The organism is Hyphomonadaceae bacterium BL14 (assembly GCA_027627705.1).
GTDB lineage: Bacteria > Pseudomonadota > Alphaproteobacteria > Caulobacterales > Maricaulaceae > Oceanicaulis.
Genome location: CP091242.1, coordinates 1,012,197 through 1,028,011 on the forward strand (window position 1 = coordinate 1,012,197; position 15,815 = coordinate 1,028,011).

General features: G+C 64.7%; 15 protein-coding genes. 9 read left to right on the top strand and 6 right to left on the bottom strand.

The features are described from left to right. Positions 1-84: 84 nt before the first annotated feature. From L2D00_04800 to meaB, 3 genes are all read left to right on the top strand, one after another. A complete protein-coding gene (locus L2D00_04800) occupies positions 85-549 on the top strand; it encodes a hypothetical protein (GenBank protein ID WBQ14006.1) in 465 nt (154 codons plus the stop codon). A gap of 188 nt (positions 550-737) precedes the next feature. Next, positions 738-1,259, top strand: coding sequence for a hypothetical protein (locus L2D00_04805; GenBank protein ID WBQ14007.1), 522 nt, complete (start codon positions 738-740; stop codon positions 1,257-1,259). A gap of 58 nt (positions 1,260-1,317) precedes the next feature. Beyond that, positions 1,318-2,298 carry a methylmalonyl Co-A mutase-associated GTPase MeaB gene (meaB, locus tag L2D00_04810; GenBank protein WBQ14008.1) on the top strand — a complete coding sequence of 327 codons (981 nt, stop codon included), beginning with the start codon at positions 1,318-1,320 and terminating at the stop codon, positions 2,296-2,298. On the opposite strand, the gene L2D00_04815 is transcribed toward meaB, so the two are convergent. The 3 genes from L2D00_04815 to kdsA are packed head-to-tail and all read right to left on the bottom strand — an operon-like array spanning position 2,291 to position 5,852. After that, positions 2,291-3,493, bottom strand: coding sequence for a glycine C-acetyltransferase (locus L2D00_04815; protein WBQ14009.1), 1,203 nt, complete (start codon positions 3,491-3,493; stop codon positions 2,291-2,293). The two genes, meaB and L2D00_04815, sit on opposite strands and share 8 nt — an antisense overlap. Further along, positions 3,490-4,971 (bottom strand): D-glycero-beta-D-manno-heptose 1-phosphate adenylyltransferase, encoded by a 1,482-nt coding sequence (gene rfaE2, locus L2D00_04820; GenBank protein WBQ14010.1) that lies wholly within the window; start codon positions 4,969-4,971, stop codon positions 3,490-3,492. Before rfaE2 ends, L2D00_04815 begins: the two co-directional genes overlap by 4 nt. Positions 4,972-4,985: 14 nt before the next feature. Further along, complete coding sequence (gene kdsA / locus L2D00_04825; protein WBQ14011.1) at positions 4,986-5,852, bottom strand: 3-deoxy-8-phosphooctulonate synthase; 867 nt, start codon at positions 5,850-5,852, stop codon at positions 4,986-4,988. A gap of 134 nt (positions 5,853-5,986) precedes the next feature. Between kdsA and L2D00_04830 the strand changes: the two genes are divergently transcribed. The 4 genes from L2D00_04830 to L2D00_04845 are packed head-to-tail and all read left to right on the top strand — an operon-like array spanning position 5,987 to position 10,911. Next, entirely contained in the window at positions 5,987-7,429 is a 1,443-nt protein-coding gene (locus L2D00_04830) for a DNA photolyase family protein (GenBank protein WBQ14012.1), read from the top strand. Further along, positions 7,426-8,802 (top strand): FAD-dependent oxidoreductase, encoded by a 1,377-nt coding sequence (locus L2D00_04835; protein ID WBQ14013.1) that lies wholly within the window; start codon positions 7,426-7,428, stop codon positions 8,800-8,802. Before L2D00_04830 ends, L2D00_04835 begins: the two co-directional genes overlap by 4 nt. Beyond that, complete coding sequence (locus L2D00_04840; GenBank protein ID WBQ14014.1) at positions 8,799-9,620, top strand: DUF1365 domain-containing protein; 822 nt, start codon at positions 8,799-8,801, stop codon at positions 9,618-9,620. The genes L2D00_04835 and L2D00_04840 overlap by 4 nt, the downstream gene beginning before the upstream one ends. A gap of 34 nt (positions 9,621-9,654) precedes the next feature. Further along, positions 9,655-10,911, top strand: coding sequence for a cyclopropane-fatty-acyl-phospholipid synthase family protein (locus tag L2D00_04845; GenBank protein WBQ14015.1), 1,257 nt, complete (start codon positions 9,655-9,657; stop codon positions 10,909-10,911). A 219-nt stretch (positions 10,912-11,130) separates the two neighbouring features. Here the strand turns inward: L2D00_04845 and L2D00_04850 are convergent, their stop codons facing one another. The 3 genes from L2D00_04850 to L2D00_04860 all read right to left on the bottom strand — a co-directional run bounded on the left by L2D00_04850 (position 11,131) and on the right by L2D00_04860 (position 13,430). Next, complete coding sequence (locus tag L2D00_04850; protein ID WBQ14016.1) at positions 11,131-11,439, bottom strand: hypothetical protein; 309 nt, start codon at positions 11,437-11,439, stop codon at positions 11,131-11,133. Next, positions 11,436-11,885: a DNA polymerase III subunit chi gene (locus tag L2D00_04855; protein WBQ14017.1), complete on the bottom strand. Its 450-nt coding sequence runs from the start codon at positions 11,883-11,885 to the stop codon at positions 11,436-11,438. Before L2D00_04855 ends, L2D00_04850 begins: the two co-directional genes overlap by 4 nt. A gap of 69 nt (positions 11,886-11,954) precedes the next feature. Beyond that, entirely contained in the window at positions 11,955-13,430 is a 1,476-nt protein-coding gene (locus L2D00_04860; protein WBQ14018.1) for a leucyl aminopeptidase, read from the bottom strand. Between the two features lie 156 nt (positions 13,431-13,586). Here L2D00_04860 and L2D00_04865 point away from each other — a divergent pair, with 156 nt between their 5' ends. Together L2D00_04865 and L2D00_04870 are read left to right on the top strand one after the other, a co-directional pair. Next, positions 13,587-14,705: an LptF/LptG family permease gene (locus L2D00_04865; protein WBQ14019.1), complete on the top strand. Its 1,119-nt coding sequence runs from the start codon at positions 13,587-13,589 to the stop codon at positions 14,703-14,705. Beyond that, positions 14,702-15,802 (top strand): LptF/LptG family permease, encoded by a 1,101-nt coding sequence (locus tag L2D00_04870; GenBank protein WBQ14020.1) that lies wholly within the window; start codon positions 14,702-14,704, stop codon positions 15,800-15,802. The genes L2D00_04865 and L2D00_04870 overlap by 4 nt, the downstream gene beginning before the upstream one ends. Positions 15,803-15,815 lie beyond the last annotated feature (13 nt).

Below are 15,815 nucleotides of genomic sequence, written 5' to 3' on the forward strand. Positions count from 1 at the left end.
TGACGCTTGGCGCAGCGGCGCTTGCGCGCGTATGATGCCTGCAGACACGGCCGGAGGGGGCTCCATGACACAGGAATTGCGGCGATGAGCCGGGCCGCGCCCGCCGGCGTAATTGCAGGCATTGCCCTGGCACCCGGCTTTGGCGCGCTGGTAGCGGTGGCGGGGATGATGACCCTGTCGGCCCTGCAAGGCTCGGCGGCGGCCAATCTGCCCCTGGGCCAGCTCGCCCCGCTGGCGGGCGAGGTGTGGCTGTACGCCCTCGCCTTCGCTTACCCGGCGGCGGCGGTCTTCCTGATCCTGTGGCTCGCCCTGCGCGGGCTTGGTGGTCTGGGCACCGCGCTGGCCGGCGCGCTGGCGGGGCTGGGTGCCATGGCCGCGTATCTGCGCCGCATTCATGACGGCGACTGGATGTGGGCACTGGCCGACGGGCGCGACATCGCCACCCTCACCTTGCCCGAAGCCCCCGGTGCCTTCGCCCTGCCCCTCACCGGCCTGATCGCCGGTCTGGCCGCCGCCTGGCTGTTCGGCGCGCTGGCGGGTCGAAAGTGAGCGGGGACAGCATTCCCGTCTGAGGGCGCCGTTTGACCACATTGTGGTGTAGTCTTGGCGCGATCCGCCGACGAAGACATGAATGCGGCGGTTTTGACCCCGTAAATGGCGGTTTTGACCCCGTAACGGTTGATTTTGAACCCGTAACGGGTGGTTTTGAACCCCTAAACTGCGCTCTGGAGCCCTTCATGACAGCCCTTTTCCGCCTGATAGCCGTCGCCGCAATCGGGGGATTTCTGGCGGCCTGCGCCAGCACTCCGGCACCGTATTACGGGCCCTCATCCATGTTGCGCGATGGCAGCGGCTTCTCAGACCTGCGCATCGAAGACCGCCGCTGGCGCGTCAGCTATCAGGGCGCGCCCGGCATGAGCGCGGGCGAGGCCGAGCGTCTGGCGATCCGCCGCGCGGCCGACATCGTGCTCAATAACGGCTTGGAATGGTTCACGATTACGGACAGCCGCGCCCTCCCGCCACCTCAGGTGCGCAGCGGCGGATCGCCCGTACGGGTCGGCGGGTCGGTGGGCCGCGGCTGGGGCTCGGGCGGGTTTCGCAGCTCCAGCGTCGGCGTGGGCCTATCCATGGGCGTAGGCAACACGTCCCAATCGGGCCCGCGTGCCGAAGCCATCATCGAAATCATTGCCGGCGCAGGTGAACCGCGCCCTCACGGGGCCTATGACGCGGCCATCATCGCCGCCGAACCGCTGAGCTGAGCCCGGGCTTGTCCCCGCTCAAATTGACGCTTGCCAAGCCGGGCTGACACCCTAGACCATGCCCGGCATGGATCCGCTCGCCGAACGCCTGACCGCCGGAAACCGCACTGCCCTTGCGCAGGCGATAACCCTTGTGGAATCAACACGCTCCGACCATCAGGCCCGCGCCCGCGCCTTGCTGACCGACATCATGGACCAGACCGGCCGTGCCTGGCGTATCGGCCTGACCGGCGTGCCGGGGGTGGGCAAATCCACCCTTATTGAATCGCTGGGAACCCATGTGACCGGGCTTGGCCGCAAGGTGGCGGTGCTGGCCGTCGACCCCTCCTCCAGCCGTACGGGCGGGTCGATCATGGGGGACAAGACGCGCATGGGCGCGCTGGCGACTAACCCCGCCGCCTTCATCCGTCCCTCACCCAGCGCCGGCACGCTGGGCGGCGTCACCCGCAAGACACGCGAGACCATGCTGCTGTGTGAGGCGGCAGGTTATGATGTTGTTATTGTTGAAACTGTTGGCGTCGGCCAGTCAGAGACGGTCGTCGCCGACATGGTAGATGTGTTCGTCGCGCTCATGCTGCCGGGCGCGGGCGACGAGCTTCAGGGCATCAAAAAAGGCCTTCTGGAACTGGCGGAAATCCTGTTCGTCAACAAGGCGGACGGGGATAACGCCACGCGCGCCCGGCGCGCCGCCCGCGACCTGGAAGCGGCGCTGCACCTGCTCGCCCCGGCCTCGCCCCACTGGACCGCGCAAGTGCTGACAGGCTCGGCCCTGACCGGTGACGGAATCGCCGGTTTATGGGACGTCATCACCACCCATCGCGACATAATGGAGCGCGCCGGGGTCATGGCGCAGCGCCGTTCGGGTCAACAGGTGCGCTGGCTGTGGTCGATGGTGGAGAGCCGCGTGCTGGACGCGTTCAAAGCCGATCCATCCGTCAAATCCGCCGCCGGGGAGCTGGAACGCGCCGTCGCCTCGGGCCGCCTGCCCGCAAGCGAAGCGGCGGAGAGATTGCTGACGGCGGGCGGGATAGTCAGATAACCCCCAGCTCACGCCCCACTGTCGCAAACGCCGCCACAGCACGGTCAATCATCTCTGGCGTATGCGCCGCGCTCATCTGGGTGCGGATGCGGGCCTGGCCCTTGGGCACCACGGGGAAGAAGAAGCCGATCACGTAGACACCTTCATCCATCAGCGCATTGGCCATACGCTGGCTCAGGGCCGCATCGCCCAGCATGACCGGGATGATCGGGTGCTCGCCGGGCAGCAGCGTGAAGCCGGCATCTGTCATGCCCGCACGGAAGCGTTTGGCGTTATCGAACAGACGCTTGCGCAGATCATCGCCGCGCTCCACCAGGTCCAGCGCGGTCAGGCTGGCACCGGCGATGGCCGGGGCCAGCGAGTTGGAGAACAGATAGGGGCGCGAGCGCTGGCGCAGCATGTCGATCACGCTCTGACGCGCGCAGGTGAACCCGCCCATGGCACCGCCCAGCGCCTTGCCCAGCGTGCCGGTGACGATGTCGATGCGGCCCATGACGCCGCAATGCTCCGGCGTGCCGCGGCCTTTGGCGCCCATGAAGCCGTGGGCGTGGCAGTCGTCCACCATGGTCAGCGCGTCATAGCGCTCGGCCAGATCACAGATCCCGGACAGGTTGGCGATATAGCCATCCATGGAGAACACGCCGTCGGTGACGATCAGAATGGTGCGCGCGCCGTCCGCCCGCGCCTGCTTCAGCTTGGCCTCCAGATCATCCATGTCCGAGTTGGCATAGCGGTAGCGCTTGGCCTTGCACAGGCGCACGCCATCAATGATGGAGGCGTGGTTGAGCGCGTCGGACACGATGGCGTCGTGCTCGTCGAGCAAGGGCTCGAACAGCCCGCCATTGGCGTCGAAGGCGGCGGCGTAAAGGATCGCGTCCTCGTGGCCTGTGAAGGCGGCCAGGCGCCGCTCCAGCTGGCGATGGACGTCCTGCGCCCCGCAGATGAAGCGCACCGAGGCCACGCCATACCCGTAGCGATCCAGCGCCGTCTTGGCGGCCTCGATCAGGCGCGGATCATTGGCCAGGCCCAGATAATTATTGGCGCAGAAGTTCAGGACATCCTGGCTACCGCCTTCAGACTGAACAGAAATCTGCGAGAACTGCTGGGAGGTGATCACCCGCTCGCGCTTGTAGAGACCATCGGCTTCGATCTCCTTGAGAGTGTCGGACAGACGCTCGTAGAAACTCGCGCTCATAGATTTCCTCCAGGGGCCTTGCCCCTCAATCGATTCACAATCGTCGTGGTGGACAGGCCGGCCGCCAACGGCGCCAGCACCACCTCGCCGCCACGCGATTTGACATAGGCCGCGCCGGGCAAATCATCCGCGATATAGTCAGCGCCCTTGACCATGACATGGGGATCAAGCGCGCGGATCAATGCCTCGGGCGTGTCGTCCTCGAACACCACAACCCGGTCCACCATCTCCAGCGACGCCAGCATCAGGGCGCGCGCCGCCGCGTCATTCACAGGCCGGTCCGGGCCTTTGAGGCGCGCGACAGAGGCGTCGGAGTTAAGCCCAACGACCAGCCGGTCGCAAACCGACGCGGCGTGACGCAGCACCGACAGATGACCCGGATGCAGCAGGTCAAAACAGCCATTGGTGAAGCCTACGCGCAACCCATCGGCCCGCCAGCGCGCGCTCAGGCGCGCCGCATTGTCCTGGTCCAGAATGCGCCAGTCCGGGGCGGCATGGCCACCCGACGCATCCTCGATCAGCTCATCAGGGGTCACCACCGCCGTGCCGGCCTTGCCCACCGCGACACCAGCGGCCAGATCGGCCAGCGCCATCGCTTCGGTCAGTTCCACGCCAGCGGCCAGGGCCAGTGACAGCGCGGCCAGGGCCGTATCGCCGGCCCCCGACACGTCAAACACGCTGCGTTGGCGCGAGCGCTGGTGATGCAGCATTCCGTCATCGGTGAGCAGCGTCATCCCCGCGGCACCGCGTGTGACCAGCAAAGCGCGGGTCTGCGGCAGGCGCGCCTGCAGCGCGCGCAGAGCGGCCTCGGTTTCCCCATCATCGCCCACAGGCAGGCCTGTCTCGGCGGCCAGTTCGGCGGCGTTGGGCTTGATCACCATCGCGCCGTCATAACGCTCATAGCCCGACCCGCGCGGGTCCACGCTCACCGGCACGCCGGCCTTGTGCGCCGCCGCGATCAGCCGGGCTGTCAACGACGGCGTCAAAAGGCCCCGTCCATAGTCTGACAGGATCAGCACTCCGGCCTCGTCCAGACGGCTTGCCGCCGCGTCGAACACCGCCTCGGCGCTCGGCGCGCCGACCGCAGATCCCGGGTCGCGATCCACGCAGAACATCTGCTGGTTCTGCGCCACATATCGGATTTTGGCGGGCGTCAGGCGGCCCGCTTCCGTCACCAGCAAGGCGGCCTCGCCACACGCCTCGCGCGCCAGAGCGGCGGCTTCTGCGCCTTCGGCGTCATCGCCCGCCACCGAAACCAGGATGGCGCTGCCGCCCAGGCTGACAATATTGCGCGCCAGATTGCCGGCACCCCCCAGCATCACGCTGCGGCGCGTTTCCGACAGGATCGGGACAGGCGCTTCACGCGAGATGCGCTCGGTGCGCCCGTAGACGAACCGGTCAAGGATCAGATCGCCAACCACCAGGGCGCGCTGGCCCGCAATGAGCGACAATAGTCGGGCGGCGCGCTCGCGCTGCATGGGCGCCTCCCGGGCTAAAGCGCTGTGACCGGACTGGATTTTGCCATCGCATCAAAGGCCTTGAGGTCACGCATGATGGCCTCGAACTTGTTGATCGGGATCATATTGGGTCCGTCAGACGGCGCATGGTCCGGGTCCGGATGCGTCTCCATGAACACCGCCGCAAGGCCCAGAGACACCGCGGCGCGCGCCAGATAGGGCGCAAATTCGCGCTGACCGCCGCTGGAGCCGCCCTGCCCGCCGGGTTGCTGGACCGAGTGCGTGGCGTCAAACACCACCGGACAGCCGATCCGGCCCAGAATGGGGATCGCCCGCATGTCGGTGACCAGCGTGTTATAGCCGAAGCTCACGCCGCGCTCGCATGCCATCACATTGGGGTTGCCGGCACTGGTGACTTTTTCGACCACGTTCTTCATATCCCAGGGTGCCAGAAACTGACCCTTCTTCACATTGATCGCCTTGCCAGTCTCGGCCGCCGCGATCAGGAGATCGGTCTGGCGGCACAGAAAAGCCGGGATCTGCAGGACGTCAACAGCCTGGGCCGCGATGGCGCATTGCTCGGCCGTGTGCACGTCGGTCAGGACGGGAAGACCCGTGGTCTCGCGAATCTCGGCGAAGATCGGCAGTGACGCTTCAAGGCCGAGCCCACGCTGGCCCTTCAGGCTGGTGCGGTTGGCCTTGTCGAACGAGGTTTTGTAGATCAGCCCGATCCCCACACGGTCAGCCATTTCCTTGAGCGCGGCAGACACTTCCAGCCCGTGGGCCCGGCTTTCGAGCTGGCAGGGACCTGCGATCAGGACCAGCGGCAATGCATTGCCGATTTCCAGATCACTGGTGCGCGGGCGGGCAAGACGGATGACGGCATTGGGTTCGACAGACACGGGCAGCGGCTCCAGGCGGCAGGCGAGGCGCGCAGCTGCACACGCTCGCAGCGGCGGATTGATCCGCCAGAACATGCCTTGCGTATTACGATACAAACGCTTTTTCGTCACCCGCCGCGCGCTGCTGAGACCTCATGACCTCCCCTGCCGCCCCCGTTCTGATCTGGTTTCGACAAGACCTGCGCCTGACGGACAACCCGGCCCTGCTGGCCGCAGCCGCCACCGGCGCACCTCTCGTGGCCGTCTATGTCCTTGACGATGTGTCACCCGGAGACTGGAAGCGCGGCGCCGCCAGCCGCTGGTGGCTGCACCATTCGCTGGTGTCGCTGGCGCGCGATATCGCGGCGCTGGGCGGCACCCTCACCCTGAAACGCGGCGATGCGCGTGAGGTGATCCCGGCGCTGGTGCGTGAGACCGGTGCCAAGGCCGTCTACTGGAACCGCCGCTACGAAGCCTGGGCGCGCACCCGCGACGAAGCGATCAAGACCACCCTGAAACAGGACGGCGTCGACGCCCGCTCCTTCAACGGATCGCTGATCGTTGAGCCCTGGAGCATCTCCACCAAAACCGGCGCGCCGTACAAGGTGTTCACCCCGTTCTGGAAATCACTGCTTGCCAATCATGAACCCTCAGAACCGGCCGGCCGTCCCAAGGCATTGAACTGGGCGGCGTTGCAAGACAGCACCTCGCTGGACTCGCTGCAGCTGCTGCCCACCAGGCCTGACTGGGCGGGCGGACTGCGGGACAGCTGGACGCCCGGCGAAGCCAGCGCCCGGTCCCGCCTGAGCGAATTTGTCGAGGCGCGCGTCAACGCCTATGCCGACACGCGAAACCTGCCCGCACAGCACGGCACCTCGCGCCTGTCGCCGCATCTGCATTTTGGTGAAATCTCGCCAAGACAGGTCTGGCAGGCCGTGCGCGAAGCCGGGCTGGCGCAATCCGATGGCGGGCGCACTTACCTGAGTGAAATCGGCTGGCGCGAGTTCAGCTATAATCTTCTGTACCACTTCCCCGAACTGCCTGACGCCAATTTCCAGCCCCGGTTCGACAAGTTTCAGTGGACCGGAACCCGTGACCAGTTTGCCGCCTGGACCCGCGGCGAAACCGGTTACCCGATCGTCGACGCCGGGATGAAGGAGCTCTGGCATACCGGCTGGATGCATAACCGGGTGCGGATGATCGTGGCGAGCTTCCTGATCAAGGACCTGTTCGTTCACTGGCGTGAAGGCGAGGCCTGGTTCTGGGACACGCTGGTGGACGCCGATCTGGCGAGCAATGCCGCCAGCTGGCAATGGACCGCCGGCTCCGGTGCGGACGCCGCGCCGTATTTTCGCATTTTCAATCCTGTGTCTCAGGGCGAAAAGTTCGATCCGGACGGGACTTATGTGCGTAAATGGATTCCACAGCTGGCACGATTGCGCGGGAAAGCGATTCACGCGCCATGGACAGTTGACCGCGCTACACTGGCGCGTGCAGGGGTGAGTTTGGGGACCGATTATCCTCTTCCGATCGTAGATCATGCCGAAGCGCGCAAGGCCGCGCTTGCGGCGTTTGAGACAATCAAGGACGCAGCATGACTTCTATCGAGCCGGTTCTGACCCGCCGTTCGCGGATCGCCGTCATTGGTGCCGGCGTATCCGGCCTGGGTGCCGCATGGGCGCTTCGCACCATGCACGACGTGACCGTGTTCGAGAAAGATTCCCGGCTGGGCGGCCACGCCAACACGGTGACCATCGATTATGACGGGACACCCATCGACGTAGACACCGGCTTCATCGTCTATAACGAACTGAACTACCCCAACATGACTGCCCTGTTCGCCGAGTTGGGCGTGGGCACGTTTCATACCGATATGAGCTTCGGCTTCAGCCTGGATCAGACGCTGGAATGGTCCTCCAATGGGCTGTCAGGCCTGTTCGCCGATCCGTCCAATCTGTTTCGCCCCGCATTCCTGCGCATGCTGCGCGATATCCTGCACTTCAACGCCTGCGCCCAGCGCGATCTGGCTGCCGGCAAGCTCGACGGGCTGACGCTTGGCCAGTATCTCGACCAGATCGGTGCCGCAGAGCAGTTCCGGGTCTGCTATCTTCTGCCTATGGGTGCCGCGATCTGGTCCTCGACCGAGAGCGCCATGGCGGACTATCCCGCTGAAGCCTTCGTCAAATTCTTCAACAATCACAGACTGATGCACGCCAGTCGGCCGAAATGGCAAACCGTCAAGGGCGGCAGCCGGCAATATGTGACGCGCATTGTGGCCGATCTGGATTCGGCCGGCTGCGCCTTCGCGGGTGCCGCCGCCAGCGTGCGCCGCGACTCCCGTGGCGTCGAGGTGACCGATGCCACCGGCACCGCGCACCGATTCGACGAAGTGATCCTGGCCTGCCATTCTGACCAGGCGCTCGCCCTGCTTGCCGACGCGGATACGGACGAGCGCGAACTGCTGGGTGCCATTCCCTACGCGGCCAATACCGCGGTTCTGCACCGTGACACCACGCTGCTGCCGCGCCGCAAGGGGGCCCACGCCGCCTGGTGCTATCTGCGTGAAGCGGGCCATGAGGGCGCGTCTGTGACCTACGACATGAACCGGCTGCAGGGGATCGACGCGGACAAGCCGCTGCTGGTCACGCTCAACCCGGCGCGCGAACCCGATCCGGACAAGGTGTTCGGACGGTATGAGTATGACCACCCGCAATTCACCTCGCCGGGCCTTGCCGCACAGCGCATCTTCAACCGCATCCAGGGCGTCAGGCACACCTGGTTCGCCGGCGCGTGGCTGGGATACGGCTTCCACGAAGATGGCCTGCGGGCCGGGCTGCGGGCCGCGCTGCGTCTGGGCGGTCAGGTTCCGTGGGCGTTTGCAGACGGGGACATCTCGGGCGGTGCGTGGGGGACAGCGGCCGCCGCAGACCGCTCCCAGCGCCGCACATCCGGTGTGACGGCCGCCGAATGACAGCGGTTCCTGCCCCGGTAGAGCTTTATGTCGGCCATACGGTCCACGAGCGGCGCGCCCCCTTCCTGCACAGGTTCCGCTACCGGATTGCCTCCATCCTGATTGATCTGGACCGGCTCGGCGAGGCGGGCCGGATGAGCCGGTTGTTTTCGGTAGAGCGCTTCAATCTGTTCGCTTTCCGCCAGCGTGATCATGGGGCCCGGGACGGATCGTCCCTGTCCGCCTGGGCGCGCGCGCGGTTTGACGAGGCGGGCATTGCCATTGGTGACGCCCGCCTGCGCCTGCTCTGCTCGCCGCGCGTGTTTGGCTATGTGTTCAATCCGCTCTCGGTCTATTTCGCCGAGGGGTCAGACGGCGTGCTGAAAGGCGTGATCTATCAGGTGCACAATACGTTCGGCGACCGGCACGCCTATGTCGCGCCCTGCGCCGGAACGACGCCCGAGCGTCAGGAGGCGGACAAAGTCTTTTACGTCTCGCCCTTTTTTGATGTGAGCGGACGGTATGAGTTCACCTTGCGCGCGCCCGGCGAACGCTTTCAGCTGACCATCCTGAAACACCGTGAAGACGGGCCGGATCTGTTGGCCACCATGGCCATGAAACGCACGGCGCTGACCGGCGCTGCGCTGGCCAGGCTGTTCGCGAGCCAACCCTTTTCCACGCTGAAAACCATCACCGCCATCCACTTCGAAGCCCTCAAACTCTGGCTGCGCGGGGCGCGCTATGTACGCCACCCCGAACCGCCTGACGCGCCCACCCTCGCCCGCCTGTCCGACGCGCGCCCTCCGGCTTCGCTTGGCCACAACCCGAAAAACCAGTAAATTCAGTCTCGAGCCGAGACGCGACGGAGCCTCCATGACCAAGCCCGCCGACATGACTGCTCACCAGGGTGCCCTGCGTGCCGACAGCGCCGCCATCGACAGCCTCAAGGGCGTGCCACGCATGGCGCGCTTCGCGCTGCGCATGCTGTTGAAGCTGAAAAGCGGCTCTCTGACCGTCGTCCTGCCGGACGGAACGGCGCTGCGCTTTGAGGGGGCCGCGACCGGACATCAGGCACGCATGGACCTGGCCAGCTACGCCATTGTGCGCAAGGTCTTGTCCGGCGGCGATGTCGGCTTCGCCGAAAGCTTTATGGACGGGGACTGGACCACGCCGGACCTGCCAGCCGTTCTGACGGTGTTTTCCGACAATCTCGACCAGATGCCGAGCATCGCAACGGGCGGCCCCGTGACCCGCTTCATGCACTGGATCTATCACCGCCTGCGCGCCAACACCAAAAGCGGCGCGCGCAAGAATATCGAGGCCCACTACGATCTGGGCAATGAATTCTATGAGCGTTGGCTCGACCCCTCCATGACCTATTCGTCGGCACGGTTTCCAACTGCCGAAACCAGCCTGGAGGATGCCCAGCGGGAGAAATATGCCGCGCTGGCCCGGTCCATCGACCTGAAGCGCGGCCACAGCGTTCTGGAGATCGGTTGCGGCTGGGGCGGATTTGCCGAGTACGCGGCCAAGGAGATTGGCGCGCAGGTCACCTGCCTGACCCTGTCGCCGTCGCAGCGCGACTATGCGCTCGAGCGCATGCAACGCCACCAGCTGTCCGACCAGGTGGACATCAAGCTGCAGGATTATCGCGATGAAACCGGGCGCTATGACCGCGTGGCGTCCATAGAAATGTTTGAGGCGGTCGGCGAAGAATACTGGCCGAGCTTCTTTTCCAAGGTGGGGGAGGTGCTCAAGCCCGGCGGCCGCGCCGGCCTGCAGATCATCACTATCCGCGATGATCTGTTCCACAGCTACGCACGCCGTACCGATTTTATCCAGCGCTACATCTTTCCCGGCGGGGTCCTGCCGAGTGTGACAAAGCTGCGCGAGCAATTCGATCAGGCCGGCTTGAGTTTTGACGCCATGGAGCAGTTCGGCGAGGACTATGCGCGCACGCTGAATACGTGGCTGCAATCCTTCCGGCATGCCTGGCGCGATCTCCAGCCGCTCGGATTCGACGAACGGTTCCGCCGGATGTGGGAATTCTATCTGGCCTATTGCGAGGCCGGCTTCCGGACCGGGCGCGTCAATGTCGCCCAGTTCGCCTTAAGCAAAGGGGCTGCGTAACCGCATCCAAACCCCATAGACCCTTGCTATCGAAGGCCAAGAAATTATCGATTTCATTTCTGAAGGGCCTGGTGCCAAAGTGTTCGGACAGTGGCGGTGCTGCAGCGTCCCCCAACCTCCGGCCGCCCTGTCAGGCGCAAGCCTGTGAACCCTGACTGCCTGACGCCCCCGGAGCTTGCCCAAGCTCCGGGGGTTGTCGTCTGGGCCTTCCGGGTGCTGTCAACCGCAGCGCACCGCGATCACGACGCCGCGCTCATCGGTGACGATGTTCAGACGGTCCGGCCGGTAATCCATGGTGACAGGATCGCCGTGCGCATAGATCCGCCGCGGGGACGGCAGGCTGTCTGTGTGAACTTCTGAAACCCTCTGCCCCACCAGGACCTGATACTGCTCGGCAGCGCACTCGCGCCCTTCGCCGGTGCGGTCAACGACCGGATAATCCGGCTCGGCGCTGTCAGTCGGGTCCGGCATGGTCTGGCACGCTGTCATGAACATCGCGGCAAGACAAATGGCGATCATGCGTTTCATGCTGACTTCTCCCAGCGGCCCGACGTGTTCTGTTTCCAGTAAGATACCGGCGTTTGAGACTTTTTCCGGGCGCTCCAGAGCCCGCGCGCCCAGGACATCGCCGCCTCGTCATCTGATTCAAACAGGATCACGACACGCTCCCAGCCCATGTCTGGTCCGGGATCAGCACCGTCGAGGCAGAACATCATGGTGGCCTCGTTCAGATTCTCTGGCACCTGTGACAGCACAACAGGGTGTTGCTCCGCACGCGGCCGGTCAGCGCGTCCGTGAGGCAGAAAGCTGTCATCGGCAAACGTCCAGAGATGCTGATCCAGACTGTCAATGCGTGCCTCAAGCGGGCTGACCACCACGGCTTTCCCGCCCCGCCCGAGCAGTTTCTGGAGCAGTTCAGGCAAAGTGTCGGCGATGCGCGCGCGCTCGTGATGATAGAACCAGAACTCGCTCACCGGATTATCCCGAGGCTGGACAGGCCTGCGCTCCGGCCCGCATGGCGGCACCAGAGCGCAGGGCTGACATCATGGTTCGTAATGATCGCGCACCAGACGGTCGAGCAGGCGCACGCCAAAGCCCGTGCCGAAGGTCGGCAGGCGCGGGTCCTTGGAGCCCGAATACATGCCCGTACCGGCGATATCGATGTGGCACCAGGGGACGTCATTGGTATAGCGCTTGAGAAACTGAGCCGCCGTTATGGACCCGGCCAGACGCCCCTGACCGATATTCTTCATGTCGGCAATGTCGCTGTCGATCTGGCGATCATATTCCGGCCCCAGCGGCAGACGCCACACGCCCTCGTCAGAAGCCTTCCCCGCCTTGAACAGCTGATCGGCCAGCCGGTCATCATTGGTGAAAATGCCTGCGTGCTCATGGCCGAGCGCAATCAGAATCGCACCGGTCAAAGTCGCCAGATCGATCATGAACTTCGGCTTGAATTCCTTCTGGGTGTACCAGAGCGCATCGGCCAGCACGAGCCGCCCCTCGGCGTCCGTATTGAGGATTTCGATGGTCTGGCCGGACATCGAGGTCACGATGTCGCCCGGACGCTGGGCTTTGCCATCAGGCATGTTTTCCACGAGCCCGATCACGCCGATGACATTGGCCTTCGCCTTACGGCCTGCCAGGGCGGTCATCAGGCCGACCACGGCGGCGGACCCGCCCATGTCGCCCTTCATCTCGTCCATTTTCTCGCCGGGCTTCAAAGAGATGCCGCCGGTGTCAAACGTGACACCCTTGCCGACGAAAGCGATGGGCTGATCGCCTTCTTTGCCACCCATCCATTTCATCACGACAAACTGGGATTCCTGCGCTGAACCCTGTCCGACACCGAGCAGGGCGTTCATGCCCAGCTTCTTCATGGCCGCTTCGCCCAGCACCTCGATTTCAAGCCCGAGCTTGTCGAGCTTCTTGACGCGGCGCGCATACTCTTCAGGGCCGAGGAAGTTCGGCGCTTCATTGACAAGGTCGCGGGCCAGTTCGACGCCGTCGCAGACCGGCTCCCATTCCTTCCAGACCTTCTTGGCGGCTTTCACGTCGGTGACGACCATTTCGAGCGCTTCAAGGGACGGTTTTTTGTCGTCCGAGAGCCGGGTGCGATATTTGTCAAAGCGATAGGCGGCCAAGCGGGCACCCAGACCGGCGCGCGCAACACCCTCCAGATCAGCTACGCCATCCATCCGCACCGACACCATCCTGGCACCGGTGGTCAAAAGGCTTTTCACAACGCCGGCCGCCGCCTGCTCGAGTGCGTTTCCATTGAGCGTCTTCTTGTCGCCCAGGCCAAACAGGACAAGGCGCGCCGCCGGCATGTCGGCCGGTGCCGACAGCGTCAACACCTGACCTGGCGCGCCGGTAAAGCGCGAGGTTTTCAGCGCTCGGGTGATGGCACCGCCTGCTTCGGCGTCCAGCGCCTTCGCAGCGTCCGACAGGGCCGCTCCGGTATAGACCGGTGCAGCAATCGCATCGCCTGTAGCGATTTCGTTGAATTTGATTTTCATGGGCTTCCTTTCGGCAATCGGACGGGACGCGCAGCAAGCAAGCCCTGCAGCGCATGAATGTAGCACGCCTTCGCCAGTGGTATCGCATCGCACGCCGGGTTAGAAGACAGGGTCATCACACGCACCTTCGCGCCCCTCCACTCCCGAGCCGGCCATATGACCCTGTTTCAGCGCTATGCTTTCCGACAGGCGCTCTGGCCTTTTCTGGGCGCGATCGCTGCACTGGGCGGGCTGGCCGTCCTCACGCAGTCGCTGTCCAATCTGGACCTGGTCGCTGACCAGCGCGACGCCGCCTTGCGCTTTGTGTGGATCACCCTGCTGGCGATGCCTCAGGTCATCGCGCTCCTGATACCGGTGGCGGTGTTCATCGCCTGCGCCATGGCATTCAACCGACTCAACAGTGATTCCGAACTGATCATCGGCGCTGCGGCCGGCATGAGCCGGCGCCAGCGGCTGACCCCATTCCTTCGGCTCGCCGCCTATGCGATTCTGCTCAATCTGGTCATCAACCTGTTCGTCCAGCCCGCCAGCTTCCGCCAGATGCGCGAACAGGTATTCGAGATTCGCACCGACATCGCCGCCAGCCTGATGCGCCCGGGCGAATTCATCACCATGGGTGACGGTGTCAGCTTCTATGCCCGCGAGATCGGCGAGGACCAGGTCCTGCATGGTGTTTTCATTGAAGACAGCCGCGGCGCATCAGCCACCGCCTATGCCGCGCGCCGGGCCTTCATCGCCCGCAGCGACCGTGGCCCGGTTATGCTGCTGGAAGACGGCGTCCTGACCCAGCTTGATGAATCCGACACGCTGGCGAGCCTGACTTTTGATCGCTACGAGTTCGGTCTGGGTGCCTTTATCGACACATCGTCGGCTTTCTTCTTCAAGGAAAGCGACCGGTTCCTTCCTGAACTCCTGCGCCCGAGCGCGGCTGACAAGGCCCGCGCCCGGCACCCGGCCGATCTGGCCGCCGAGGGACACTACCGCCTCGCCTCGCCGCTCTATAACCTGGCGTTCGCGCTGATTGCTGCCGCGGCCTTCCTTTCTGTGGAGCACCGGCGCACCGGCTATACCCGCTTCATTCTGATCGCTGGCGCTTCGGCGCTTCTGCTGCGTCTGGCCGGCTTTGCCGTGCAAGCCGGGGCCTCGAACAACACCGACCTCAACGCCTTGCAATACGCCGTGCCGCTCATCGGCGCGGCGGCGGCTCTTTGGCTCATTGCGCGGCCGAATCGCGGGATGCGTCAGAACCAACGCCCCGTTGCGGAGGCCGCATGATCACCACGCGCCTGTCCCGCTATATTTTCTGGCAAACCCTGGCCGGGGTGATCGGCGCTGCGTGTGTCATCGTCGCTGTCATCGTCCTGATCGATTTTGTCGAGACATCACGGGACATTTCACGGCGTGCAGATGTCGGTGCCCTGCAGGCGCTTGAGCTCACTTTGCTCAAAACCCCGCTTCTGGTTCAGGACACGCTGGCATTCATCGTACTGTTTGGGGTCCTGTTCACGTTTTTTCGCCTGAACCGGCGCAGCGAGCTGATTGTCATGCGCGCGTCCGGCTATTCAGCCTGGCGCATTCTCGCGCCGGCAGGCCTGCTTGCATTGCTGGCCGGCCTGCTGGGTGCGGCGGTTCTGAACCCGTTGAGCGCTGCGGCAAACGCGCGGTTCGAGAGCTTGCGCGACGCCTATGTCGACGCGCGCGCCGGGCCATCGGCATCCGATACCAGTATCTGGCTGCGCGAGGCAACGTCCGGCGGATTCATCGTGATCGGCGCGGCGGGCATCGACCCGGACGCCTCGACCTTGCGCGAGCCGGTGTTTCGCTACTATCTCGAAGACAGTGTCGGCATTCCGCGCCTCGAGCGCACGGTGATGGCCGAGAGCGCCGAGCTTCGCGGCGGGTTCTGGCTTTTGTCTCGGGCGCTTGAAGCCTTGCCTGGTGACCCGCTGCAGACGCTTGGCGATGTGTCCCTGCCGACCCAGATTGGCGGTCAGGCCTTGTTCGAGCGGGTGCGCTCACCCGGCGGTGTGTCGTTCTGGCGTCTGCCGTCCGTCATCGATTCCGCACGCCAGGCGGGCTTGTCGAGCCGGCCTTATGAGCTGCGCTGGCAGAGCTTGCTGGCTCAGCCCCTGCTCCTGTTCGCAGCGGCGCTGCTGGCGATTACAGCGACGTTGCGTCTCCACCGGCTCGGCGGCGCAGCCGGTTTTGCTGCTGCAGGGGCCGGGGTCGGTTTTCTTCTTTATTTCTTCCAGGAGCTTTTGCTGGGCCTGGGCTCGGCCGGCACGCTGGATCCGATAACCGCGTCATGGACAGCCCCAGCGCTTTTCACGCTGGCAGGCCTGTTCTTCCTCGCCGCAACCGAGGACGGCTGACCTGCAGCGTCCC